The 21,613-nt window shown below is 66.2% G+C and carries 19 protein-coding genes; 12 read left to right on the top strand and 7 right to left on the bottom strand.

The window, feature by feature from the left end:
* Positions 1 to 43 precede the first annotated feature (43 nt).
* From ABIB49_RS10805 to ABIB49_RS10795, 3 genes are all read left to right on the top strand, one after another.
* The gene (locus tag ABIB49_RS10805; RefSeq protein WP_354157056.1) at positions 44 to 280 is read left to right on the top strand and encodes a hypothetical protein; all 237 of its coding nucleotides are present in this window, start codon (positions 44 to 46) and stop codon (positions 278 to 280) included.
* 220 nt (positions 281 to 500) lie between these two features.
* Entirely contained in the window at positions 501 to 677 is a 177-nt protein-coding gene (locus ABIB49_RS10800) for a hypothetical protein (protein ID WP_226772963.1), read from the top strand.
* The gene (locus ABIB49_RS10795) at positions 674 to 1,591 is read left to right on the top strand and encodes a cation diffusion facilitator family transporter (protein WP_226772961.1); all 918 of its coding nucleotides are present in this window, start codon (positions 674 to 676) and stop codon (positions 1,589 to 1,591) included. Before ABIB49_RS10800 ends, ABIB49_RS10795 begins: the two co-directional genes overlap by 4 nt.
* Before the next feature lie 19 nt (positions 1,592 to 1,610).
* Here the strand turns inward: ABIB49_RS10795 and ABIB49_RS10790 are convergent, their stop codons facing one another.
* Positions 1,611 to 4,004 (bottom strand): ATP-binding cassette domain-containing protein, encoded by a 2,394-nt coding sequence (locus tag ABIB49_RS10790; protein ID WP_354157055.1) that lies wholly within the window; start codon positions 4,002 to 4,004, stop codon positions 1,611 to 1,613.
* 131 nt (positions 4,005 to 4,135) lie between these two features.
* Between ABIB49_RS10790 and ABIB49_RS10785 the strand changes: the two genes are divergently transcribed.
* From ABIB49_RS10785 to ABIB49_RS10775, 3 genes are read left to right on the top strand one after another with little or no spacing between them, the layout of a single operon-like run.
* Positions 4,136 to 5,371: a type III polyketide synthase gene (locus ABIB49_RS10785; RefSeq protein WP_226772958.1), complete on the top strand. Its 1,236-nt coding sequence runs from the start codon at positions 4,136 to 4,138 to the stop codon at positions 5,369 to 5,371.
* A 6-nt stretch (positions 5,372 to 5,377) separates the two neighbouring features.
* Positions 5,378 to 6,079, top strand: a complete 702-nt coding sequence (locus ABIB49_RS10780; protein WP_282359908.1) for a class I SAM-dependent methyltransferase — start codon at positions 5,378 to 5,380, stop codon at positions 6,077 to 6,079.
* Positions 6,072 to 7,205, top strand: coding sequence for an FAD-dependent monooxygenase (locus tag ABIB49_RS10775; RefSeq protein ID WP_282359909.1), 1,134 nt, complete (start codon positions 6,072 to 6,074; stop codon positions 7,203 to 7,205). Before ABIB49_RS10780 ends, ABIB49_RS10775 begins: the two co-directional genes overlap by 8 nt.
* A gap of 46 nt (positions 7,206 to 7,251) precedes the next feature.
* On the opposite strand, the gene ABIB49_RS10770 is transcribed toward ABIB49_RS10775, so the two are convergent.
* Complete coding sequence (locus ABIB49_RS10770) at positions 7,252 to 7,656, bottom strand: nuclear transport factor 2 family protein (protein WP_226775830.1); 405 nt, start codon at positions 7,654 to 7,656, stop codon at positions 7,252 to 7,254.
* Positions 7,657 to 7,805: 149 nt separating this feature from the next.
* Between ABIB49_RS10770 and ABIB49_RS10765 the strand changes: the two genes are divergently transcribed.
* A complete protein-coding gene (locus tag ABIB49_RS10765) occupies positions 7,806 to 8,687 on the top strand; it encodes a hypothetical protein (protein ID WP_282468155.1) in 882 nt (293 codons plus the stop codon).
* Positions 8,688 to 8,696: 9 nt separating this feature from the next.
* Positions 8,697 to 9,368, top strand: coding sequence for a peptide deformylase (locus ABIB49_RS10760; RefSeq protein ID WP_226775832.1), 672 nt, complete (start codon positions 8,697 to 8,699; stop codon positions 9,366 to 9,368).
* 50 nt (positions 9,369 to 9,418) lie between these two features.
* Here the strand turns inward: ABIB49_RS10760 and ABIB49_RS10755 are convergent, their stop codons facing one another.
* Positions 9,419 to 11,512 (bottom strand): S9 family peptidase, encoded by a 2,094-nt coding sequence (locus tag ABIB49_RS10755; RefSeq protein ID WP_226775833.1) that lies wholly within the window; start codon positions 11,510 to 11,512, stop codon positions 9,419 to 9,421.
* Between the two features lie 108 nt (positions 11,513 to 11,620).
* On the opposite strand from ABIB49_RS10755, the gene ABIB49_RS10750 reads away from it, so the two are divergent.
* From ABIB49_RS10750 to ABIB49_RS10735, 4 genes are all read left to right on the top strand, one after another.
* Positions 11,621 to 12,532 (top strand): methyltransferase domain-containing protein, encoded by a 912-nt coding sequence (locus ABIB49_RS10750; RefSeq protein WP_354157054.1) that lies wholly within the window; start codon positions 11,621 to 11,623, stop codon positions 12,530 to 12,532.
* A 96-nt stretch (positions 12,533 to 12,628) separates the two neighbouring features.
* Positions 12,629 to 13,090 carry an NfeD family protein gene (locus tag ABIB49_RS10745; RefSeq protein ID WP_226775882.1) on the top strand — a complete coding sequence of 154 codons (462 nt, stop codon included), beginning with the start codon at positions 12,629 to 12,631 and terminating at the stop codon, positions 13,088 to 13,090.
* A gap of 97 nt (positions 13,091 to 13,187) precedes the next feature.
* Positions 13,188 to 14,192: an SPFH domain-containing protein gene (locus ABIB49_RS10740; RefSeq protein WP_226775835.1), complete on the top strand. Its 1,005-nt coding sequence runs from the start codon at positions 13,188 to 13,190 to the stop codon at positions 14,190 to 14,192.
* Positions 14,193 to 14,489: 297 nt separating this feature from the next.
* Positions 14,490 to 14,837 carry an RNA polymerase-binding protein RbpA gene (locus tag ABIB49_RS10735; protein ID WP_024367218.1) on the top strand — a complete coding sequence of 116 codons (348 nt, stop codon included), beginning with the start codon at positions 14,490 to 14,492 and terminating at the stop codon, positions 14,835 to 14,837.
* Between the two features lie 92 nt (positions 14,838 to 14,929).
* Here the strand turns inward: ABIB49_RS10735 and ABIB49_RS10730 are convergent, their stop codons facing one another.
* The 4 genes from ABIB49_RS10730 to tatC all read right to left on the bottom strand — a co-directional run bounded on the left by ABIB49_RS10730 (position 14,930) and on the right by tatC (position 21,611).
* Positions 14,930 to 15,673 carry a polyprenol monophosphomannose synthase gene (locus tag ABIB49_RS10730; protein ID WP_226775836.1) on the bottom strand — a complete coding sequence of 248 codons (744 nt, stop codon included), beginning with the start codon at positions 15,671 to 15,673 and terminating at the stop codon, positions 14,930 to 14,932.
* Positions 15,674 to 16,111: 438 nt separating this feature from the next.
* The gene (locus ABIB49_RS10725) at positions 16,112 to 17,755 is read right to left on the bottom strand and encodes an amidohydrolase (protein WP_282359911.1); all 1,644 of its coding nucleotides are present in this window, start codon (positions 17,753 to 17,755) and stop codon (positions 16,112 to 16,114) included.
* 88 nt (positions 17,756 to 17,843) lie between these two features.
* Positions 17,844 to 20,750, bottom strand: coding sequence for a DEAD/DEAH box helicase (locus tag ABIB49_RS10720; RefSeq protein ID WP_354157053.1), 2,907 nt, complete (start codon positions 20,748 to 20,750; stop codon positions 17,844 to 17,846).
* A gap of 24 nt (positions 20,751 to 20,774) precedes the next feature.
* Positions 20,775 to 21,611 carry a twin-arginine translocase subunit TatC gene (tatC, locus tag ABIB49_RS10715; protein ID WP_226775839.1) on the bottom strand — a complete coding sequence of 279 codons (837 nt, stop codon included), beginning with the start codon at positions 21,609 to 21,611 and terminating at the stop codon, positions 20,775 to 20,777.
* Positions 21,612 to 21,613: the final 2 nt, after the last annotated feature.

Genomic DNA, 21,613 nt, shown 5'->3' with positions numbered 1-21,613 from the left:
CAGCTGTCGGGTAAACGGATTGCCGAAGTGGCAGACTTTGGTTATGAGCATCGAGCAGTGGTGGCCGAAGCTGGCACCCGCAACGCGGGACTGGCTGATTGAGAACAACGGCGGCGCCGTCCCGGCCGAGATGGTTGCCGAGATTACGCGGGCCGGTGGGGTCGTCGATTCCGAAGCATGGTGGTCTGGTGAGTACCGGGCCGGTGACTTCTATTTCTCCGACGAGGGTGTGGACTGGATCGAGGCCGTAGGCAATGGCGAAGTCCCCGAACCGCGCTGAACGGCAGAACGCAGGCAGATTCGGCAGACACCACATATTACCGGTCCACTTCCCCCGGCAATTTGCAACTACTTGACATAATGTTGATTATCGGCGTTTTCTGCAACGCTGGAAGTGGCCTTGGATCCAGCGTGACTCGCGCAAGTTGCGCGGCTTTGCCTCGCCGGGACGTTGCGCAACCCAAAGCCGCCGGATCCACGACCTTCTGTATCCTTTCAGCATGCGTATTCCGTTCAGCACCGACGTCCCGGCCCGCCTCGGAAAGTCCCTGGCGGCTCCGTGCAGGGCTGCGATCCTGAGCGTTGAATCCCTCGACAGCTGCGCTGAACCACGCCGCCCGCAGGTCCAGTTCGACGCCGGCAGCAACACAGCGTGCACCGTAGGGACACTCGTATGAGCGGGCATGATCACGATCACGGTGCAATCGCTGCCGGGAACCGCGCCAAGCTGATCCTGGTCTTTGCCATCACTTTCACCGTGATGGTCGCTGAAATCATCGGGGCTGTCCTGACGGGAAGCCTGGCGCTTCTGGCTGACGCGGGCCACATGTTCACCGACTCCACCGGACTGCTGATCGCCCTCATCGCGGCCTCCCTGGCGTTAAAACCGGCAACCCTCAAACGCACCTGGGGCTACAAACGCGCCGAAATCATCGCCGCCGCCGGTCAGGCGGCGCTGCTGCTCGGCGTCGGAGGATTCGTCATCGTGGAAGGTATCCGGCGGCTGATCGTGCCTGCCGAAGTCGGCGGCGGCACCATGCTGTGGTTCGGCATCATCGGGCTGGCCGGGAACGCCGTGGGACTGGTTGTCCTCGCGTCCGGGCGGAACCACAACTTCAACATGAAGGCGGCGTTCCTGGAAGTACTCAACGACGCCCTCGGTTCCGTTGCCGTCATTGTTGCGGCCATCATTATCGCCGTCACCGGTTGGGTCCAGGCAGACGCCGTTGTGTCGCTGCTGATTGGGGCGCTTATCATCCCGCGAACCCTGAAACTGCTTCGCGACACCGTTAATGTGCTGATGGAAAACGCCCCGCAGGGCCTGGATATGGCCCAGGTCCGCGAACACATCCTCGCACTCCCCCATGTCATCGACGTCCACGATCTGCATGCCTCACTGGTGGCCTCCGGCACACCCGTCCTCTCGGCGCACGTCACCGTCGAGGACGGGTGTATGACGGACGGCCACGCGGGAACCATTTTGGCGGAGCTGCAGCGCTGCGTCGCCGAACACTTCGACGTCAGTATCGAACACTCCACGTTCCAAATTGAGCCGGCCGCGCACCGCGACCAGGAGAGCATTCCGCACTGACTTGAGGTACCTGGTGCTTTCAGGCGCTGACGTAGGCCGCGAGGTGCTGGCCCGTGAGGGTGGAACGGGCCGTGACGAGGTCCGCCGGTGTGCCCTCGAACACGATCCTGCCGCCGTCGTGTCCGGCGCCGGGTCCGAGGTCGATAATCCAGTCGGCGTGCGCCATCACGGCCTGGTGATGCTCGATGACGATGACTGACTTGCCGGAGTCCACAAGCCGGTCCAGCAGACCGAGCAGCTGCTCGACGTCGGCAAGGTGGAGGCCGGTCGTCGGCTCGTCAAGGACGTAGATGCTGCCCCGCTCGGCCATCTGGGTGGCCAGTTTGAGCCGCTGCCGTTCCCCGCCTGAGAGGGTGGTGAGCGGCTGCCCGAGGCTGATGTATCCCAGCCCGACGTCGGAAAGCCGGGTGAGGATCTTATGGGCCGCCGGGACCGCCGCCTCCGCGGACTCGAAGAACCCGGCCGCTTCGGTCACCGGCATGGCCAGCACCTCGGCAATGTTCCGGCCACCCAGGGTGAAATCCAGCACAGACGCAAGGAACCGCTTGCCCTGGCATTCCTCGCAGCTGGACTCGACAGTCGCCATAACGCCCAGTTCGGTGTAGATCACACCGGCACCGTTGCAGGCGGGGCAGGCGCCCTCGGAGTTGGCGCTGAAGAGTGCCGGCTTAACGCCGTTGGCCTTGGCGAACGCCTTGCGGATCGGCTCGAGCAGTCCGGTGTAAGTCGCCGGGTTGCTCCGGCGTGAACCGCGGATGGCTCCCTGGTCGATCACCACGACGCCGTCCCGGCCGGCAATCGAGCCCTGGACCATCGAGCTCTTGCCGGAACCGGCGACGCCGGTGAGCACACACAGGACGCCGAGCGGAATGTCCACGTCGACGTCCTTGAGGTTGTGCGTCGCCGCGCCGCGGACTTCCATCGCAGCCGGCGATGTACGCACGGACTCCTTCAGCGTGGCCCGGTCGTCGAAATGGCGGCCGGTTGTGGTGTCGCTCCCCCGCAGCCCGTCCACGCTGCCTTCAAACACCACCTCGCCGCCGCCCGTGCCGGCGCCGGGACCAAGGTCGACGACGTGGTCCGCGATCGAGATGGTTTCAGGCTTGTGCTCCACCACAAGCACGGTGTTGCCCTTGTCCCGCAACTGCAGCAGCAGCCGGTTCATCCGTTCGATGTCATGCGGGTGCAGGCCGATCGTCGGTTCGTCGAACACGTATGTAACATCCGTGAGCGAGGAGCCGAGGTGCCGGATCATCTTGGCGCGCTGCGCCTCTCCCCCGGACAGGGTTCCGGCCGGCCGGTCCAGCGAGAGGTAGCCGAGCCCGATCTCCGCGAATGAATCCAGAAGGTGCTGCAGCCCGGTGAGCAGCGGGGCCACTGACGGCTCGTCCAGATCCCGGACCCAGCCGGCGAGGTCGCTAATCTGCAGGGCGCAGACGTCAGCAATGTTCTTGCCGTTGATCTTCGAGGAACGCGCCTCTTTGCTGAGCCGGGTTCCGTCACACTCCGGGCAGGTCGTGAAGGTGACGGCCCGCTCGACGAAGGCGCGGATGTGTGGCTGCATGGCTTCCGGGTCCTTGGCCAGCATGGATTTCTGGATCTTGGGGATCAGCCCCTCGTAGGTCAGGTTGATTCCTTCGACCTTGATCTTGGTCGGCTCTTTGTAGAGCAGATCGTGCAGCTGCTTCTTGGTGAACTTGCCGATCGGCCGGTCCATGTCGAAGAATCCGGAGCCGCCGAAAATGCGGCCGAACCAGCCGTCCATGCTGTAGCCGGGGATGGTCAGTGCACCTTCGTTGAGGGACTTGCTGTCGTCGTACAGCGCCGAGAGATCAAAATCGGTGACCGAGCCCAAGCCCTCGCAGCGCGGACACATGCCGCCCTGGTAGACCACGTCCCGCACCACGTTCCGCTCGACCCTGCCGCCCTTTTCGGTACTCATCACTCCGCTCGCCTTGCGCGTCGGGACGTTAAACGCGAACGCGGTGGGCGAGCCGATGTATGGCTGTCCGAGCCGGCTGAAGAGGATGCGCAGCATCGCGTTGGCGTCGGTGGCGGTACCCACTGTGGAGCGCGGGTTGGCGCCCATCCGCTCCTGGTCGACGATGATCGCTGTGGTGAGGCCCTCCAGGATGTCGACGTCCGGCCGTGCCAGTGAAGGCATAAAGCCCTGCACAAAGGCGCTGTACGTCTCGTTGATCATCCGCTGCGACTCCGCGGCGATAGTCGCGAACACCAGCGAGCTTTTTCCGGAGCCGGAGACCCCGGTGAACACCGTGAGCCGCCGTTTCGGGATCTCCAGGTTAATGTCCTTGAGATTGTTCTCGCGTGCACCTACCACCCGGATCAGATCGTGGCGGTCCGCAACGTGCAGCGCGGGCGACTGGGTATCCGGCGTCGGTGCCGTGCTCATTGTGACTCCATCCCGTGGGGCGCCGCGGCCGCAGTCTCCGCCGGGTCACCTGGCTCAATCTAACCAGCTTCGACAACGCATCGTCAGCTGACATCCATTGTCTTCTGCGCAGGCCTCCCTGAGAATGAACCATGACGGTCTACTTGAGGTCCCTGGAAACTGCTGTCCCGCCAACTGTCTTGATCCAGACGGAAGCACGGGATGTTTTTGCCGCCCAACCGGGACTGACCAGACTCGGTACCCGGCTGGTCAGCACGTGCTTCGATTCCGCCGCAATCGACACCCGCCACACCGCTGTTGATGAACTGACAAAGGACTTCCAAGCGGAGAATCCACGGTTTTTCGACGCCGGCACAGGGCTGCTGTTGAGCCCCAGTACTAAGGTCCGCAACGACATCTTCGCCGCCGAGGCCACCAAACTCTTTATCGAGGCGGCCCGGAAGGCCCTGGACGCCTGCCCCGGAATCTCTCCGGCCGGCATCACACACCTCGTCACGGTGTCTTGCACCGGCTTCTTCAACCCAGGACCGGACTACAAAATCGTCCGTGCCCTCGGCTTGAATCCTGCGGTGCAGCGCTACCACCTGGGATTTATGGGCTGCTACGCGGCGTTTCCCGCATTGCGGGCAGCCAAGTCCTTCTGCGAGGCGGATCCGGACGCCGTCGTCCTGGTCGTCTGCGCCGAACTTTGTTCGCTGCACGTGCGCACCTCTAACGACCCGGACACCATCATGGGTTCGGCGTTGTTCGCCGACGGAGCCGCCGCCGCCATCGTGACTGCCCTTGAGGACCCGGACGAGCCCGCTCTGCTGCAGCTGGACCATTTCGAGACGGTGCTGACGCCGGTCGGGGAGGAATCCATGGCCTGGAATATCGGCGACGAGGGCTTCGAGATGGTCTTGGGAAATTACGTCCCGCACATTATTGATGACCACATCATCGGCGCCCTGGAACCACTGCTCGCCCGGGAAGGAGCCTTGCTGGGCTTGCCCTACCGCGGTATCCGGCACTGGGCTATCCATCCTGGCGGCCGCAGCATCCTGGATAAGGTCCAGTCCAGGCTGGACCTCAGCGATGAGCAGCTGGTCCCGGCACGTGAGACGTTGCGCAACTACGGGAACATGAGCAGCGCCACAGTGCTGTTTGTGCTCCGGCACATCCTGGACCTGCCGCCGGCGGAAGGGGTCGAGGGCGGCAGCGAACGGATCTGTTCGATGGCGTTCGGCCCCGGACTGACGGTTGAATCCGCACTCTTCACGAAGCTCGGCAGTGTCCAGCGCGGTGCTCCCAAGCGCGGCGGGGACCCGGTACAGACCGCGGAATCGGTCGGTGCCGGGTCCCCGCAGCCGGAATCTGCCCTGGCCTGAGTTTCGGTGCTGAGCCTGCGTGCACGGGCGGCACACGCCGTCGAGGAAATGGACCTGCCCGACTGTGACCCTGCCCGGCTGGAGCGCACCTATGCCCAGTTCGCCCTGGTGAACCGCGCCGTCTCCGGCTGGCGCAGCCTCTACCTTCGCCAGCTCCGGCCGCGCCTGCGCCCCGGCGTCCCTGCCACCCTGCTGGACATTGGCTGCGGCGGCGGCGACGTGCCGGTGATGCTTTCCCGCTGGGCGGCCAGAGACGGCCTCCGCCTGGAGATCACTGCTATTGATCCGGATCCCCGCGCCGGCCGCTTCGCCGCGGAACGCCATTCGTCCACTGGCGTGAAGTTCCGCAGCTGCACAGCTGCGGAGCTGGGCTTCGAAGGCCTCAGCTTTGACCTGGTCGTGTCCAACCATGTGCTCCACCACGTGGCCGAGCATGAGCTTCCGGTGTTCCTCGCCGAGTCCGCCGCGCTCAGCCACGGCACCGTCATCCACAACGATCTCCGGCGCAGCGCGGCCGCGTACGGGCTCTTTTTTGCCGGGTCCTGGCCGTTTGCCGGCTCGTACATCAGGCCCGACGGCCTCACCTCCATCCGCCGCAGCTACACCGCAGCAGAATTGCGCAAGGCAGTTCCGCCCGGCTGGACTGTCCTCAGCCGGGCCCCTTTCCGGAACTTGCTGATCCGTGAGGCGGTTCCCGCCGGTGGTTGATGTTCTTGTGGTCGGCGGTGGCCCGGTGGGCCTGTTTATGGCCGCGCTGCTGCTCCAGCGGGGAGCCAGCGTCCGGATCCTGGAACGTCGGGCAGTCCCGGAACCGCACTCCCGGGCGATCGGCATCCATCCCCCCTCGTTGGACGCGCTCGACGGGGTCGGTGTGGCAGCAGTCCTGGCGGCCGAAGGGGTGCCGATCCGGAACGGCGTCGCCCTCGGCGGCGGCCGGACACTCGCACGGATGTCGTTCGCCGGGGTTTCGGACAGCTATCCGTTTGTCCTCTCCCTGCCGCAGGCCAGGACGGAGGCCATCCTGGAACACCGCGTCCGGCAGCTGGACCCCGCAGCCCTCCACCGCGGGGTCCAGCTCACGGGATTGCACGAGGACGGCGGCCTGGTCGCAGCCGACGCCACCGCAGCGGGATCGGTCCGCCGCTACTCGGCGTCCTTTGTTATTGCCGCCGACGGCGTCCGGTCCACAGTCCGTGCGCAGCTCGGCACGGCTGTCCGGGCGAGGGACTATCCGGACAGCTACCTGATGGGCGACTTTGCCGACACCACAGGGTTCGGTGCGGATGCCGCCCTGTTCCTGGAATCCGCGGGAATCGTGGAGTCCTTCCCGCTGCCGGGGTCGTTACGCCGCTGGGTAGTGCGCGTGACGGGCTCCGGGAACGGCACGGACGCCGCCGGGCTGGTGCAGCTGGTCAGGCAGCGGACCGGGATCGACGTCGATCCCTCGGGCCACAGTATGCTGAGCCGATTTGGCGTGCGTACCCGCCTGGTCCGCACCATGGTGGCCGGCCGCACAATCCTGATCGGTGACGCCGCCCACGAGATCAGCCCGATCGGCGGTCAGGGCATGAACCTGGGCTGGCTCGACGCCGCGGCGCTGGCTCCCCTTGTGCTGGCGGCGCTGGCGGGCGCGGACGTGGGTGCGCAGTTGCGGTCCTTCGAGGCCGGACGTATTGCTGCGGCCGCCCGGGCAGCCCGCCAGGCCGAGATCAACATGGCGCTGGGGCGGCCGCTGCCGGCGGTGCCATGGTCTGCGCGGAACCGCGCGATTGCGGCGGCCGCTGCCGTGCCCGCCGTAAAGAACTTTGTGGCCCGCCGGTTCACCATGCAGTGAGGGCCCGCCCGCCGCGACGACCCGGCAGGACGCCGGAGAGCGTAACTCAGGCCGGGGTGAAGTAGCAGTCGTAACTGTCTTGGCTGACAATCGTGCCGTCCCGGACCTCAAAGACGGCAGCGATCCTGGCCCGGATGACCTCGCCGCTGTTCCAGTGCGGCAGGTCCATCAGCAAGGTGGCGCTCCAGTCGGCTTCCAGCACCACCCGGGTCCCTTCGCAGGTTGTGCGGCGAACCAAGAAGCACTGCCCCGAGACGACTTGATGGGCTGCCGCGGCCCCGGCCAAGGCCTCGTCGCGGTTCCTCGCGGCACCTGCCGGTGCCAGCAGATGCGGTGCCTCGCTCAGCGTATAGTCTTCGGCGAGAAGCGGGGCGATCTCCGCCGGGCCGCCGTTGGCCTCAATAGCCCGCAGGAAGTTCAGGACAGATTCCAGGGGGGTCGGTGACGTCATGGCAACGAGACTAGCCGATGACGGCCGCGAGGCGCCGCCGCACCGGCCCGCGGCCGGAATACACTGATTCTATGGGCCGACTTCTTCCGCTCGTGCGGCGCCCTCCCGGCGAAAACCATCGGATTCCGGTGTGTAGGCGTGCCGCGGCCATGGTGTGCCTTGCGCTGACGGCCTCATGCAGCGCGGGCGCCACCCGCCCCGTCGGTCCCGTCAACGCACCACCAACGTCGGCTGCCGCCTTACCCATCACTGTCGAGATCAACCAGCTCCGCGACAACTACAGCCGGCAGATCATTGCCGTGCAACTCACGAACAACACCGACGGTCCGGTGACCGTGCTCAGCGCAGGGGTTGCCAGCCCGCTCTTTTCCGGCACGATCCCGTGGCAGGCAGCCCCCGGCGGAATCGAAATTCCACCGGGCCAGACCAAGATCCTGCCAGCCCAACTGCGTGCCCCGGACTGCGGAATCCGGACCCTGCCGCCGGGCGCGGGACCGGATGTTTCACTGGGCCTGGCCGTTGCCGGCGGAGCAGTTCACACCTCGACGGTCACCGCCGGCGACCCCTACGGCGTGATGGACCGGAACAACGCGGAAATGTGTCTTGCCCAGGCCGCCGGTGCGGTCGCTGACCTCCGGTTGGAAACGGAACTTGAGGTCTCCGCTGACGCCAAGAGCGCCGTCCTGCGCCTTGACGTCACACCGCGCAGCGTCCCGGGCGCCGTGAACCCCGGCTCGCTCGGAAGCCTGACCATCGACCGGATCGACGGGACAACCCTGCTCGACGAGGACCCGAGCCACCCCTGGCCGCGCTCTGTCTCGATCAGCGCCGGTGGTGCCGGCCAGCAATTCCGGCTGGTGATCCGACCCGCACGCTGCGATCCGCACGCCGTCGCTGAAGATAAAGTGGGCACTTTGCTCCCCCTCCGTGTCTCTTCGGGGGGACGGGAGGGAGTCTTGAAAGTTGACGCCGGCGCGCTGCTGCGTGGACGCATCTACGACTTTATTACGGCCGCCTGCGGACGCAAGTAGTCTGTTGGCATGTATTCCGACGCCAAGCCCACTGACTTCAGCGCCGCCCGCATCCATGAAACTGTCCAGCAGCTACTGTCCGCCGGGGTGCTTCCGGGCATTGTCCAGGCCGGGCATCCGGTGCTCAGGCAGCTCGCCGCGCCGTTCAGCGGCCAGGTGAGTGACGCCGAGCTGGGCCAGTTGATCGACCTGATGCGCAGCGTTATGCATAAGGCACCCGGCGTGGGCCTGGCAGCACCACAGCTTGGCGTCCCGCTGCAGCTCGCGGTTCTCGAGGACCAGTTCGACGTCGATCCCGACGTCGCCGCTGTCCGCGGACGGGAGCCGTTGCCCTTTTTTGCCATGCTCAACCCGAGCTACCAGCCACTTGGCGGCACCACAGTGGCCTTTTACGAAGGCTGCCTGTCGCTGCACGGACTTCAGGCCGCAGTCAACCGGCCCGAACGGGTTCGGCTCGACTTCACCGCAGCGGACGGCAGCCGGCAGCAGCGGGAATTCAGTGGCTGGCAGGCACGGATCGTCCAGCACGAAACTGACCACGTGCACGGCATCCTCTACCTTGACCGTGCCGAACTGCGCTCGATCAGCAGCAACGCCGAGTATTCCGCACGCTGGGCGCAGCCCGACATCAGTCTCGCCCGCCGGGAACTCGGCTTCCTTCCGGGCGATAGCGCCGACTGAACTCCGACTGAAGGCCGGCTGGCCGTCAGCCTTGACATGAGCCGGTGCCGTCAGCCTTGACGTCCGCCGGGGCCGTCCGCGGTGCCGTCAGCCTTGACGTCCGCCGGGGCCGGATTGGCCGCCGTGGGGAGGTACCGGGCCCACCACCGCAGGATCTGGTCGAAACGCTGCTTGCGGTGGTGCGGTGTTCCGGTGCGTGAGAGCTCATGGTTCTCCCCCGGGAAGACGAGGAAGGCGGCCTCCACACCGTGCTGTTTGAGCGCCGTGAAGTACCGCTGGCCCTGCTCCACCGGACACCGGAGGTCCTCCTCGCTGTGGATCACAAGCGAGGCGGTGCGCACCCGGTCCACCCGGGACATCGGGCTTTGCGCCGCCATCTGTTCGGCCGCGCGCCCGGTGTACTCCCCGCCGAAGAACCAGCCGATGTCCGAGGAGCCGACGAAGCTCACGGGATCGAGGAATCCACGCTCCACAATGGCGGCTTTGAAGCGGTGGTCGTGGCTGATGGTCCACGCGGTGAGGTAGCCGCCGTAGGACCCGCCCATAATGCCGAGCGCCCCGGCATCGAGCTCCTCGAACGTGCTGAGCGCGCCGTCGAGGAAGGCCAGGACGTCCTGCATGTCAAGGGTTCCCATCTTTTCCTTGATGGCCCGTCCGTGGTCTTGTCCGTAGCCGGCGGAACCGCGGGGGTTGCACATCAGGACCGCGTAGCCCGCCGCGGCGTAGACCTGTGCTTCGTCGAACAGCGCGCCGGTGAACTGGGCGAACGGGCCGCCGTGGATGTTCAGCAGCACCGGGTGCGGTCCGCGCCCCGGCGGCTGCACAAGCCAGCCGTGGACGGGGTAGCCGTCTGCTGAGGGGACTGTGAACTCCAGAGGCTTGATGATTCCGGGGCCGGAACGCAGCGCCGCGGAGAAATCGGTCAGGATCCGGAGCTGTCCGCCCGCAAGCACAGCAGTGTCCCCCGCCGTCGCCGCGTCCGTGAAACTGACCACCAGCGAGCCGCCCGACGCCGCGGCGCCGGTGGCCACCCGTTTTCCGCTAACCAGCACCTGGTGCTTCCCGGAGGCGTGGAACTCGATCACTTCGACCGTTCCGCAGACAGTATTGAGCAGCAGCACCGCGTCAGGGCCGGACAGTTCGATCCTGCCGTTGCAGCTCAGGTCCATCGTCTCGGCGTCGCTCAGCCGGGTGGCGTCGCCGCCGCCGGCCGGCAGCACGTAAAGAGCGGTGTTGCGTGCCACGAAGTCCAGGCCCGAGGCGCCCAATTCCTGGGCGAGGAAAAACAGCCGGTGTCCGTCCGGCGACGCGCGGACGGCGTGCACGTCCTGCCGGCCGGTGTTCTCCGGTACCACGGCCAGCGGCTCGGCTCCCCCGGTGCCGTCGCCGGTGTCCAGGCGGTAGATGCCGCTCGCAAGGTCGGCGTCGCTGCCACGATGCAGGGCCGCGACAAAATAGATTGCCAGCCCGTCGGCGCTGAAACCCGCACCGGTGTGGTCTGTGGCAGCCGTGGTTAGTTGCCGTGCGGCCGGGAGACCAACACCGGGTGTGCCGCCGTCGGCAACTGCGGTGCCGGACTTCAAAGCCCGGCCCGTTGGCACCACCTTGGGTTCAGCGCCAAGATCGGGCACTTCGACCAGGAAGAGCTGCACTGGCTGGTCCGCAGTGTATCCGACGCCGTTCATGCGGTACTTGTAGTCGGTGATCAGCCGGGCGTCCTCGCTGCCGGCGGATACCCCGGGGGTGCTGCCGTAGCGGCCGTTTTCCGGGGTTCTGGCCCCGTAGACAATTTGCCGGGAGTCCGGCGACCAGGCAAACTGGGACACTCCCAGCGGTGCGCCGGTGACTGGCAGCGGTTCCCCGCCGCCGGCCTCGACAATGTGGAGTTGAGGTTTTCCACCGTCCGCGGCGCGCAGGAAGGCCAGCATCTGTCCGTCCGGTGAGAAGTCCGGAGCGGTGTCGCGGAATCCGCGGGTCAGGCGGCGCGGAGCCTGACCCGGTCCCAGCGGCACCGTCCAGAGTTGCCCAACGTAGGCGTCGGCATCGAAATCGGGCCGGATCACGGAGACCACGGCGTGCCCGCCGTCTGGATGCACGGCAGGGGCGGACACGGAATTCAGCAGCGGCAGATGTTCGGATTTCACGTGTGCGAGCCTAGCCCCAGTTTCCCCAGCAGTGAAATAGCTCACGTCGGCGGCGCTGTGCCGTTCTGGAACGCCGCCGCCGCGGACCGGCCACCTAGGATGGACAGTATGCCCCCCGTTTCCCCCGACTTGCTGCTCTGCCCGGTCTGCCGGGCCCGGCTGGCTCCCGGCGGACCTGGCGTGCCGGCCCTGAAGTGTCCTGCCGGGCACAGCTTCGACGCCGCGAAGCAGGGGTACTTCAACTTCCTCGTTGGTAAAGGCACCGTATTCGAAGCCGATTCGGCCTACATGGTGGCGGCGCGCTTCGAATTCCTCGGCGCCGGCCACTACCGTCCGCTCGCGGATGCCGTGGCGGAACTGTCCGCCCGCTTCCTCGCAGGCGTTGACCCGCAAACGCCTCCGGTTGTGCTGGACGCAGGAACGGGCACCGGCCACTATCTCCGGGCTGTGCTGGACCAGGCCGCGCTGGACCGGACGCCCGCCCGGGCGATCGGCCTGGACATCTCTAAGTTCGCCCTCCGCAGGGCCGCGAAACTGAACCCCGAGGCGGTAAACCTCGTCAGCGACGTGTGGCAGCCGCTGCCGCTGGGTGACGGCAGCGTCGATGTCATCACTGTGGTCTTCGCGCCGCGCAACCCAAATGAGTTTGTCCGGGTGCTGCGCCCTGTCGGCCGGTTGATTGTGGTGACTCCGCGGCCGGGACATCTCCAAGAGGTGGCAGGCCAGTCCGGCATGCTTGGGATCGAGCCGACAAAGGACGAACGGCTCGCGGCCTCACTCGAAGGACACTTTTCGACGCTCTCCACCGACGATCTGGATGTGCCGCTGCTGCTCTCCCCGGACGACGTCCTTCGGCTGGCCCTGATGGGCCCCGCCGGGCACCATCTGAACCGGGATGCCCTGCTGGCCTTCGCGGCCGGGCTGCCGCCGCGCACAGCCGTCTCTGCCCGGTTCCGGATCAGTGTCTTTGAGCCGCGCGCCAAAGCCGCAGATAACGACTTGGCCACTTTCGCAAACTGATTTCTGCGGCCCTCCGCACGGCTTGCCTATCGGCTTAGGATGGAATGAGAGTAACTGAGGGTCTGCGCCTGCAGCCCCTGGGGCGAAGGGGGAATGATGCTGGACTGGCTAGCCGAAAACTGGTGGGCGCTGTGGCTCACGGTGTTCCTGGTTTTTGCCGTGGTAGAGATGCTCACTCTGGACCTCTTTTTTATCATGCTTGGCGGTGGCGCTCTGGCCGGACTGGTGGCAGCATTCGCGGGGGCCGACCTGGGCCTGCAAATCGTGGCGTTCTGCGTCGTGTCGCTGCTGATGATCGGCTTCGTCCGGCCCGTCGCGCTCAAGCACCTCCGCAAGGGTCCGGACGACCTTCGGAGCAACGTCGAAAGGCTGATCGGTGAATCCGCGCTGGTCATGGAGCCGGTCAGCGCCAGCGGCGGCCTGGTTAAAATTGGCGGCGACGTCTGGAGCGCCCGCTCCGAGACCGGCATGCTGGCCGCTGGCCAGCACGTAATTGTCAGAGCCATCGACGGCGCTACTGCCGTCGTCGCCCCGCAGCAGGAAACTGCCGTCCAGTAGCCGAAGCAAGAATTCCGGCGGCCGTCACCGGCGCCGGGGACGCGGCGGGACTCCGCCGCACACCATGGCAAGACCAAATCTGGGGAATAGGTGAAGTATGGATATCGCAGTCGCAATCGTGCTGCTGGTGCTCGTTGCGTTCGTAATAATAGTGCTGGTCCGGTCGGTTCGGATTGTCCCGCAGGCACGGGCCGGCGTCGTCGAACGGCTGGGCAAGTACCAGCGGACGCTGAACCCCGGCCTTACGATCCTGATCCCGTTTGTGGACCGGCTGCTGCCGCTGCTTGACCTGCGTGAACAGGTGGTCTCTTTCCCGCCGCAGCCGGTGATCACCGAGGACAACCTCGTCGTTTCGATCGACACGGTGGTCTACTTCCAGGTCACCGATGCGCGGGCAGCCACGTACGAGATCGCGAACTACATCCAGGCCGTCGAACAGCTCACCACCACGACGCTCCGAAACGTTGTGGGCGGCCTGAACCTCGAAGAAGCCCTCACCTCACGTGATCAGATCAACGGCCAACTCCGCGGTGTGCTGGACGAGGCGACCGGCCGCTGGGGCATCCGTGTCTCGCGGGTGGAGCTCAAGGCGATTGATCCGCCGCACTCCATCCAGGATTCGATGGAGAAGCAGATGCGCGCCGAACGGGACCGGCGCGCCGCCATCCTGACGGCGGAGGGCACCAAGCAGTCCGCCATCCTCACCGCTGAAGGCCAGCGGCAGTCCTCGATCCTGAAGGCCGAAGGCGACGCCAAGGCGGCGATCCTTCGGGCCGACGGTGAAGCCCAGGCCATCCAAAAGGTGTTCGGTGCGATCCACAAGGGCAACCCGGACCAGAAGCTCCTGGCCTACCAGTACCTGCAGACCCTGCCGAAGATCGCCGAAGGCTCGGCGAACAAGCTGTGGATCATTCCGAGTGAAGTCGGCGAGGCGCTCAAAGGTATCGGCAGCGCCCTCGGCGGAAGCAAGGACGGCCAGGCCAACGATGGGCTTTTTGGGCCTGATTCTGACGCGGCCAAGGCCGAAACCGCCGGACCGGCAGCGTCCGCGGGAGGCCCCGCCGACGGCGGAGTGGATCTCAAGGGCCGGCAAGAGCCCTAAGCGTTCCCGGTCAAGGGGAGGTATCCGCCGCTGGCGGGTGCCTCCCCTTTCCGCATCCCGCGAGGGCAGCCCGTTCCCTAAGCTTTACCGGGGACGGCCCGTTCGCGTATACTTAAATATTTGTCCGGCCGGTTCGGTCCGGCGGAACATTTAAGCTTCGCAAAGCGTTTTCTTTAGTGACGTTGTATCCGTTAAGGGTCCTGTGAGAATGCGCAATGCAAACCGTAGTCCGGCGCGGCCCCACAGCCCCCGGCTCACGCAGGGCCTGACCCTGCGAACCGAATAGAGGGAGAAAAGATGAGCGATCGCAGCCTGCGGGGTATGCGCCTTGGCGCCCAAAGCATGGAGACCGAGTCCGGTGTCGAGCCGGCTCCGCGCCAGCGGGTCGAGTACCGGTGCGCGGACGGCGAGCAGGTTTTTGTGACCTTCTCCTCCGAAGCCGAGATCCCCCCGGTGTGGGTCTCCAAAACAGGCAAAGAAGCCCTGCTCGTTGATGGCGAACGCCCGGTGAACCTCAACGAAAAGGCCGTTCGAACGCACTGGGACATGCTCCTGGAACGTCGCTCCCTGCCGGAACTTGAGCAGATCCTCGAAGACCGCCTGACGATCCTGCGCGAACGCCGGGGCGAACGGCGCTCCGCCTAAGGAACCCGCAGTCCAGGCACAGCAAAGGGGCCGGCCCGCACCGTCACAGACGGTGCAGGCCGGCCCCTTTTTTGTCCCCGGACGGGCGAGGGCTAGCGCTTGTGGCTGCCAAGCTTGCCGGACAAAGTGTTCCAGCGTGCGGCCAGGCCCCACTTGGTGACGTTGATCATGGCTTCGACCACGATGTTTCCGCTCATCTTCGAGGCGCCCAGTTCGCGTTCAACGAAGGTGATGGGCCGTTCGACAATTGTCAGACCCAGCTTGGCCACGCGCCAGGCAAGGTCCACCTGGAAGCCGTAGCCGACGGAATCAACCGCGTCCAGGTTCAGCTTCTCCAGGGTGCTGCGCCGGAACGCACGGAAACCGCCGGTAACATCCTTGATTTTCAAACCCAGCAGGAGCCGGGCATAGGTGCTGCCGACCCGGGAGATGGCTTGCCGGTACAGCGGCCAGTTGACGACGCTGCCGCCCGGTACCCAACGCGAGCCCATGGCGAGGTCGGCGCCTTGTTCGACGGCCTCGAGCAGTTGCGGAAGTTGCTCCGGCTGGTGCGAACCGTCAGCATCCATTTCGACGAGCACGTCGTAACCGGCGGCGAGGCCCCATTTGAACCCGGCGATGTACGCTGCGCCCAGTCCGGCCTTTCCCGCTCGGTGCAGGACGTGGACCTGGCTGTCCTCAGCGGCAAAGCGGTCCGCAAGCTGCCCGGTGCCGTCGGGGCTGTTGTCGTCGACAACCAGGACGTCGGAGCCAGGCACAGCCGTGCGCAGGCGCCCGAGAGTCTTGGGCAACGATTCCAGCTCGTTGTAGGTCGGGATGATCGTGAGGACACGCACAGCGAGGCCTTTCCTTGGAGGGAGCGGTCAAACGCCCGGCCAGTCACTTCAGAACTGACACCAGGCGCAACTCTCCATTATAGGCAGTCACCGGGCCCGCTGGGTCCGCGGCAGGTCCCGGGGCAGATCCACCCGCTTCGGGCCAGTTGCGGCGGCCAGCGGATAGGGCCGCAGAAACCGTTTTCTGCTGCGAAGTGGACCTGCCCCCTGTGGTACCCGTGGCCATGACCAAGTCAGCTGCCGGCTTGCGGCAACCTGGAAATGACCGGGGGACGTCCGGAGTCTGCGGCGTACGCAACCCTCCGTTGACCCTCAATGCTACGGGCCGGCCCCGATCTGTCAACCGCTTCCTGACCTGCCGGTTTATCCGTTGCCGCAGGTCAGGCGGGCTTGTCGGGGCTCGAATTTTCCGCTGGCAGCGGCCGGATCCGCAGTCGGTCAGCCTCGCAGCGAGCCGCTGGAATATAGTTCGCGGCCGTCCTTGACTGTCTGCAGGCAGACCGGCTCGGAGCCGGTATCCAGGGCAGGCAGCAGCGGCGTCCTGGCGCGGGGGTCCGTGCTCCAGGACTGGACCCGGCCGTCAGCTACCTGCACCATAAGTTCCTCTACTTCCCAGACTGCGAAGCTGGCCGGGGCGCCAGGTACCAGCTGGCCGGCCATCGGGTTGCGATACCGGGCGGCGCGCCAGCCTGCCCGGGTGTGGCCGAGGAACGCCGCGCGGGCCGAGATCTGCTCCGCGGGGTTGTTGTGCTGCAGGCAGGCCCGGACGCTTGCCCAGGGCCGCATCGCAGTGACCGGACTGTCACTGCCAAAGCAGATCGGCACACCCGCGGCGTAGAAGGATGCAAAAGGATTCATGCCGTCCCGCCGGGACCCGAGGCGCTGCTGGTAGAGACCGTCCCCGCCGCCCCATGAAGCATCAAAGCCGGGCTGGACGCTGACCGTCACCGAGTAGGCCGCCAGCCTGCGGATGGAGTCGGCGTCAGCGAGCTCGACATGTTCGAGACGGTGGCCCGCTGCCCGGACCCGTTGTTCACCGACGTCTGCCGCCGCCAGGTCCAGGGCCTCCAGCGCCGCATCCAGACCGGCGTCGCCAATGACGTGGAAGCCCGCCTGGATGCCCAACAGCGAGCATACGGACAGGTGCGCGGCGGCTTCCGCGACCGACAGATAAAGGCTCCCGCGTTCGCCTGGGGCGTCACTGTAGTCCGCCCGCAGTGCCGCGGTCCGCGAACCGATGGAGCCGTCCATGTTCAGGTCCCCTGCCAGCCCGAGTACCGGCACGCCCAGGCTGTCGAGCAGAGACCGGGCCTGGTCTGCCGAGGTTGCCAGTTCACCCCAGTAGGGCAGGACCTCCGGAACGGCGTCTGCGCCCGAGTTCCAGGCCGCGGCGAGCTGCAGGTCCTCGATACTGCCAATATGCGGCGCGGCCATTTCCGCCACGGCGACATAGCCGTTGGCCGCTGCCTCGGTGAGCGCCCGCCGCTGGTAGCCGCGCAAGGCGGCGGCCGGCAGTTGACGGGCAGCGAGCCGGGCGGCGGTGTGCGCCGCGCGCTTGACCTGGCTGCCCTCGCCAAAACCGTCCCTCCCGTGCAGACCGGCGGTTGCCGCCAACGAGGAGGAGACGATTGCCGAGTGCACGTCAACACGGGACAGGTAGACGTCCCGTCCCCCGGCGGCACGTTCCAATTCTTCGCGGGAAGGCAGTGCTGAGTCCGTCCACTGGGTGTCGTCCCAGCCGTGGCCGAGCACTGTGCCGTTGGCTGTGGAACCGGCGACGGCGTCGAGCAGTTCCCGGGCAGAGCGGACGTCGCCGAGCTGCAGCGAGTCCAGGGCAATCCCGGTTTCCGTGAGATGGACGTGGGAATCGACAAATCCGGGGGCCAGGAGCGCACCCTTAAGGTCGATGATCTCCATCGAGGCGTCCGCGATCGAGCCGGCAGCCTGCTCGGACCCGACCCAGGCGACGGTGTCGCCGTCGACCAGCAGCGCCGTCGCGAAGGGATCCGCGGCCGTGTAGACGGAGCCGTTGCGGTAGAGCGTTACCTTGCGCGGCGCGGGGATGGCCGGTGAATCTGTCATGGGTCTTGGACTCCTTGCAACTGGTGGCCGGTGTGGCCGGACATGTTCGACGACGGTGGGGGCCCGGCCCGACGGCCGGCAGCGGCGGTCAGGCCACTGAGGAGTACGCGACGACGCCGCGCTTGATGAGTTTGATGGCCTCGGCGCACAGCCGCGAGACCCGCGGGTCCAGCGTCGGGATTTTCGCCAGCTGGTCCAACAAATCGATGACCTGTTTCACCCACCGGACAAAGTCGCCGGCGGCCAGGTCCGTCCCGCTGAGGACCTCCTGCAGGTGACGGCCTTTGGCCCACTTAAACATCGGCCAGGCCAGGCCCAGTTCGGGTTCGCCGGTCAGCGGGAGCTTGTTGGCTTCCTCAACATCCTCCAGGGCTGACCATTCGCGCACCACAATGTCGACGGCGGATTCCAGCGAAACACTCGGCAGCTTGGGCCGGAGGCCACGTTCCTCACGTTTGGCCTGGTAGACCAAAACGCTGGCCAGGGCGGCCACTTCGGCGGCGTCCAGGTCATTAAAGGCGCCGAGGCGAAGCGACTGCGAAATGAGCAGGTCCTTTTCGCCGTAGATCCGGCGCAGCCGTTGACCATCCGCTCCGATGGTGAGCACGCCGTCCTCCGACGTCTCCAGGTACCCGTAGCCGGAGAGGACTCCGCACACCCGGTCGAAGGTTTTGGCGATGGTGTTGGTCCGGCCCTGGATCTGGCGCACCAGCCCGTCCGTCTCCTGCCGAAGCTTCCAATAGCGCTCCGACCAGCGCGCGTGGTCCTCCCGTTCGCTGCACCCGTGGCACGGGTGGGCGCGGAGTTCGCGGCGCAGCTCAGCGATCCGCTTTTCCTGATCCGGCTGCGCAGCGGCGCGGCCAAAGTCATCGTTCCTGCTCGGCGGCGCCGGCGGCCGGTTTTCCCGGAGGGCGTTGCGGACCGAGGACGCCAGGTCCCGGCGTGACTTGGGCACCTTGGCATTGAATGACTTAGGGATCCGGACCCGGGTAATCGGGGCCAGCGGCCCTTCCACGTCCTGGGTTCCGATCCGCCGCAGCTGGTTGTCCAGCGTCATCACCGCCGGCCGCGGCTCGCGGGAGTGGTGGTCGGAGCTGAGGACCACTGCAAGTCCGGGTGCCCGCCCGGTCGGTACGTCCACCACGTCCCCGGGAAGCAACCGGCTCAGGGAGTCCTCGGTGACCGACTTCCGGGCCCGGGAGCTGGTCTTGGAAGCGTTCTTCTCTGCATCGGAGAGGGCGCGGCGGATTCGTGAGTAGTCGGTGAAATCACCCAGGTGGCAGCTCATCGATTTACTGAAGCCGGCCAGGGACTCCTCGCGTCCGCGTACCTGTTTCGCCAGCCCGACGACGGACCGGTCGGCCTGGAACTGGGCGAACGAGGACTCGAGGATTTCCCGGGCCCGGGGGCGGCCGAACTGCGCCAGCAGGTTGATGGACATGTTGTAGGTGGGCCGGAAGCTCGAATTCAGCGGATAGGTGCGGCGTGAGGCGAGCCCGGCTACTGCCGCCGGGTCTGTCCCGGGCTGCCACAGCACCACGGCGTGGCCCTCGACGTCGATCCCGCGGCGCCCGGCGCGTCCGGTCAGCTGGGTGTACTCCCCCGCGGTGATGTTAACGTGCGCCTCACCGTTGAACTTATCCAGCTTTTCCAGGACCACGGAGCGCGCCGGCATGTTGACGCCGAGCGCCAGGGTCTCGGTCGCGAACACGGCTTTGACGAGTCCGTCGACGAAGAGCTTCTCCACCACTTCCTTGAAAGTGGGCAGCATTCCGGCGTGGTGGGCCGCGAGGCCGCGGAGCAAGCCGTCGCGCCAGCTCCAGAAGCCCAGCACGTCCAGGTCGTCGGGCGGGATGTCTTGCGCCGCTTCATCGACGCGCCGGGCAATGATGAGCTGTTCCTGCTCGGTGGTAAGCCACAACCCTGCCGCGACGCACTGAGCCACGGCGGCATCGCAACCGGCCCGGGAAAAGATGAACGTGATGGCCGGCAAGAGGTCCTGTCTGTCCAGGCTGGCGATGACCTGGGGGCGGCTGGCTTTCCGGACGGGGCTGCGCGGGTCGCCCTGCGGGGCCTCGTCGCGCCGGCTGCTTTGGCGCCGGACGTTCCGGCCGCCGTGGCCAAAACGTCCGCGGAAGTTCATCTGGCTCTCGGCGCGGGCCATGGAGAGCAGCTCGGGATTGACGTCAAGGCCCGGCCGTTCGGTGCTGACGGCGCCGGAGCCCGCGGCCTTCAGCCGGGCGGGCACGGCGGACACGGCGGCCTCGCCGGCCGGAGCGATCTCATCGAAGCTGGTATCGCCGGCGAAGAGGTCCACGATCTTCCGGCCCACCATCACGTGCTGCCACAGCGGAACGGGACGGTGCTCGGAGACGATGACGTCGGTCTGGCCGCGCACAGTATCCAGCCAGGCGCCGAACTCTTCGGCATTGGAGACCGTTGCGCTCAGCGAGGCAAGCTGGACTTCGCTGGGCAGATGGATGATGACTTCCTCCCAGACCGCGCCGCGGAAGCGGTCCGCAAGGTAGTGGACCTCATCCATCACGACGTAGCCGAGGTCGCCCAGAGTGCTCGAGTCGGCGTAGAGCATGTTGCGGAGCACTTCGGTGGTCATCACCACCACCGGGGCGTCCCCGTTGATGTTGGTGTCGCCGGTGAGTAGGCCCACCTGGTCCGCACCGTATTTGTCCGCGAGTTCAGCGTACTTCTGGTTGGACAGCGCCTTGATCGGTGTGGTGTAGAAGGCCTTGAGGCCGCGCTGGAGCGCCAGGTAGATGGCGAACTCCCCCACGATGGTCTTGCCGGCACCGGTAGGGGCGGCCACCAGGACACCGCGGCCGGACTGCAGTGACAGGCACGCTGCACGCTGGAAGTCATCGAGTTCGAAGGCGAGCGAACGGATAAATCCGCCCAGGTAGGTTTTGGCTTCGGCGGCCCGCTCGGCACTGGCGCGGTAGCGTTCAGATGGCGATTCCGGACCGGGTAGTGAGGACATGCTTCCAGCCTAGTGCGCCGGGAGCTAGAGATTCTCCAGCTCGGAGCCGGGAGTCGCCTGGTCTGCGGTGGCTTCGGTCTCGGCGGCCCGTTTGACGGCACGCCGTTCCCGCCGGCGGTCGTTCAGCAAACACAGCCCGATGGCGCTGAAGAAGAGCACAAGCATGGGTCCGGCAAGGTAGAACATGCTCATCGCGTCGGCGCCGGGTGCAGCCATGGCGGCGAAGAGGCAAACCAGGAAAACTGTGATCCGCCAGCTTTTGACGAGCTGCTTTCCCTTGACGATTCCCGCCAGGTTCAGCCCAACAAGGACAACGGGCAGCAGGAAGGCGATGCCGAAGGCGAGCAGGAGCCGCAGCACGAACGAAAGGTACACCTGGGCGCTGATGAAGTTGGATCCGCCGGATGGCGTGAAATCGGTCAGCACCCGGACGGCGTTCGGAAGCACCAGCCACGCCAGCAGGACTCCGCCAATAAAAAGTGGAACCGCGACTGCCACGAAGGACAGCGCCATCCTGCGTTCCTTTTTGTGCAGCCCGGGCACAATAAACGCCCACAGCTGGTAAAGCCAGACCGGGCTGGCGACGATCAGGCCAAGGAACACCGAGACCTGGATCATCAGGTCAAACGAGCTTGCCACGCCGTCGAAGTTCAGCGATGCCTGCCGGCCGGAGTGCTGGTTGAGGTCGCTGATCGGCTTGATCAGCGCCGCGAGCATCGGCTGATAGACGAGGAACCCCACGACGGTGCCCAGGATCACGGCGATCGCGGACCGGAAGAGCCGGTTGCGCAGCTCTTTGAGGTGATCGAGGAGCGCCATCTTCCCCTCGGGGTTCGACCGGCGGCCCATTGTTACTGCCATTC

The sequence above is a fragment of the Arthrobacter sp. UYCu512 genome (genome assembly GCF_040547075.1).
In the GTDB taxonomy this organism is placed as follows: domain Bacteria; phylum Actinomycetota; class Actinomycetes; order Actinomycetales; family Micrococcaceae; genus Arthrobacter.
This window is presented reverse-complemented; position numbering and strand designations above follow the sequence as displayed.

Bases quoted from the DNA above. Each gene is read 5' to 3' on its own strand.
- ABIB49_RS10805 (WP_354157056.1), top strand. From the start codon at position 44: ATGAGCATCGAGCAGTGGTGGCCGAAGCTGGCACCCGCAACGCGGGAC.
- ABIB49_RS10800 (WP_226772963.1), top strand. From the start codon at position 501: ATGCGTATTCCGTTCAGCACCGACGTCCCGGCCCGCCTCGGAAAGTCC.
- ABIB49_RS10795 (WP_226772961.1), top strand. From the start codon at position 674: ATGAGCGGGCATGATCACGATCACGGTGCAATCGCTGCCGGGAACCGC.
- ABIB49_RS10790 (WP_354157055.1), bottom strand. From the start codon at position 4,004: ATGAGCACGGCACCGACGCCGGATACCCAGTCGCCCGCGCTGCACGTT.
- ABIB49_RS10785 (WP_226772958.1), top strand. From the start codon at position 4,136: ATGACGGTCTACTTGAGGTCCCTGGAAACTGCTGTCCCGCCAACTGTC.
- ABIB49_RS10770 (WP_226775830.1), bottom strand. From the start codon at position 7,656: ATGACGTCACCGACCCCCCTGGAATCTGTCCTGAACTTCCTGCGGGCT.
- ABIB49_RS10765 (WP_282468155.1), top strand. From the start codon at position 7,806: ATGGTGTGCCTTGCGCTGACGGCCTCATGCAGCGCGGGCGCCACCCGC.
- ABIB49_RS10760 (WP_226775832.1), top strand. From the start codon at position 8,697: ATGTATTCCGACGCCAAGCCCACTGACTTCAGCGCCGCCCGCATCCAT.
- ABIB49_RS10750 (WP_354157054.1), top strand. From the start codon at position 11,621: ATGCCCCCCGTTTCCCCCGACTTGCTGCTCTGCCCGGTCTGCCGGGCC.
- ABIB49_RS10745 (WP_226775882.1), top strand. From the start codon at position 12,629: ATGCTGGACTGGCTAGCCGAAAACTGGTGGGCGCTGTGGCTCACGGTG.
- ABIB49_RS10740 (WP_226775835.1), top strand. From the start codon at position 13,188: ATGGATATCGCAGTCGCAATCGTGCTGCTGGTGCTCGTTGCGTTCGTA.
- ABIB49_RS10735 (WP_024367218.1), top strand. From the start codon at position 14,490: ATGAGCGATCGCAGCCTGCGGGGTATGCGCCTTGGCGCCCAAAGCATG.
- ABIB49_RS10725 (WP_282359911.1), bottom strand. From the start codon at position 17,755: ATGACAGATTCACCGGCCATCCCCGCGCCGCGCAAGGTAACGCTCTAC.
- ABIB49_RS10720 (WP_354157053.1), bottom strand. From the start codon at position 20,750: ATGTCCTCACTACCCGGTCCGGAATCGCCATCTGAACGCTACCGCGCC.
- tatC (WP_226775839.1), bottom strand. From the start codon at position 21,611: ATGGCAGTAACAATGGGCCGCCGGTCGAACCCCGAGGGGAAGATGGCG.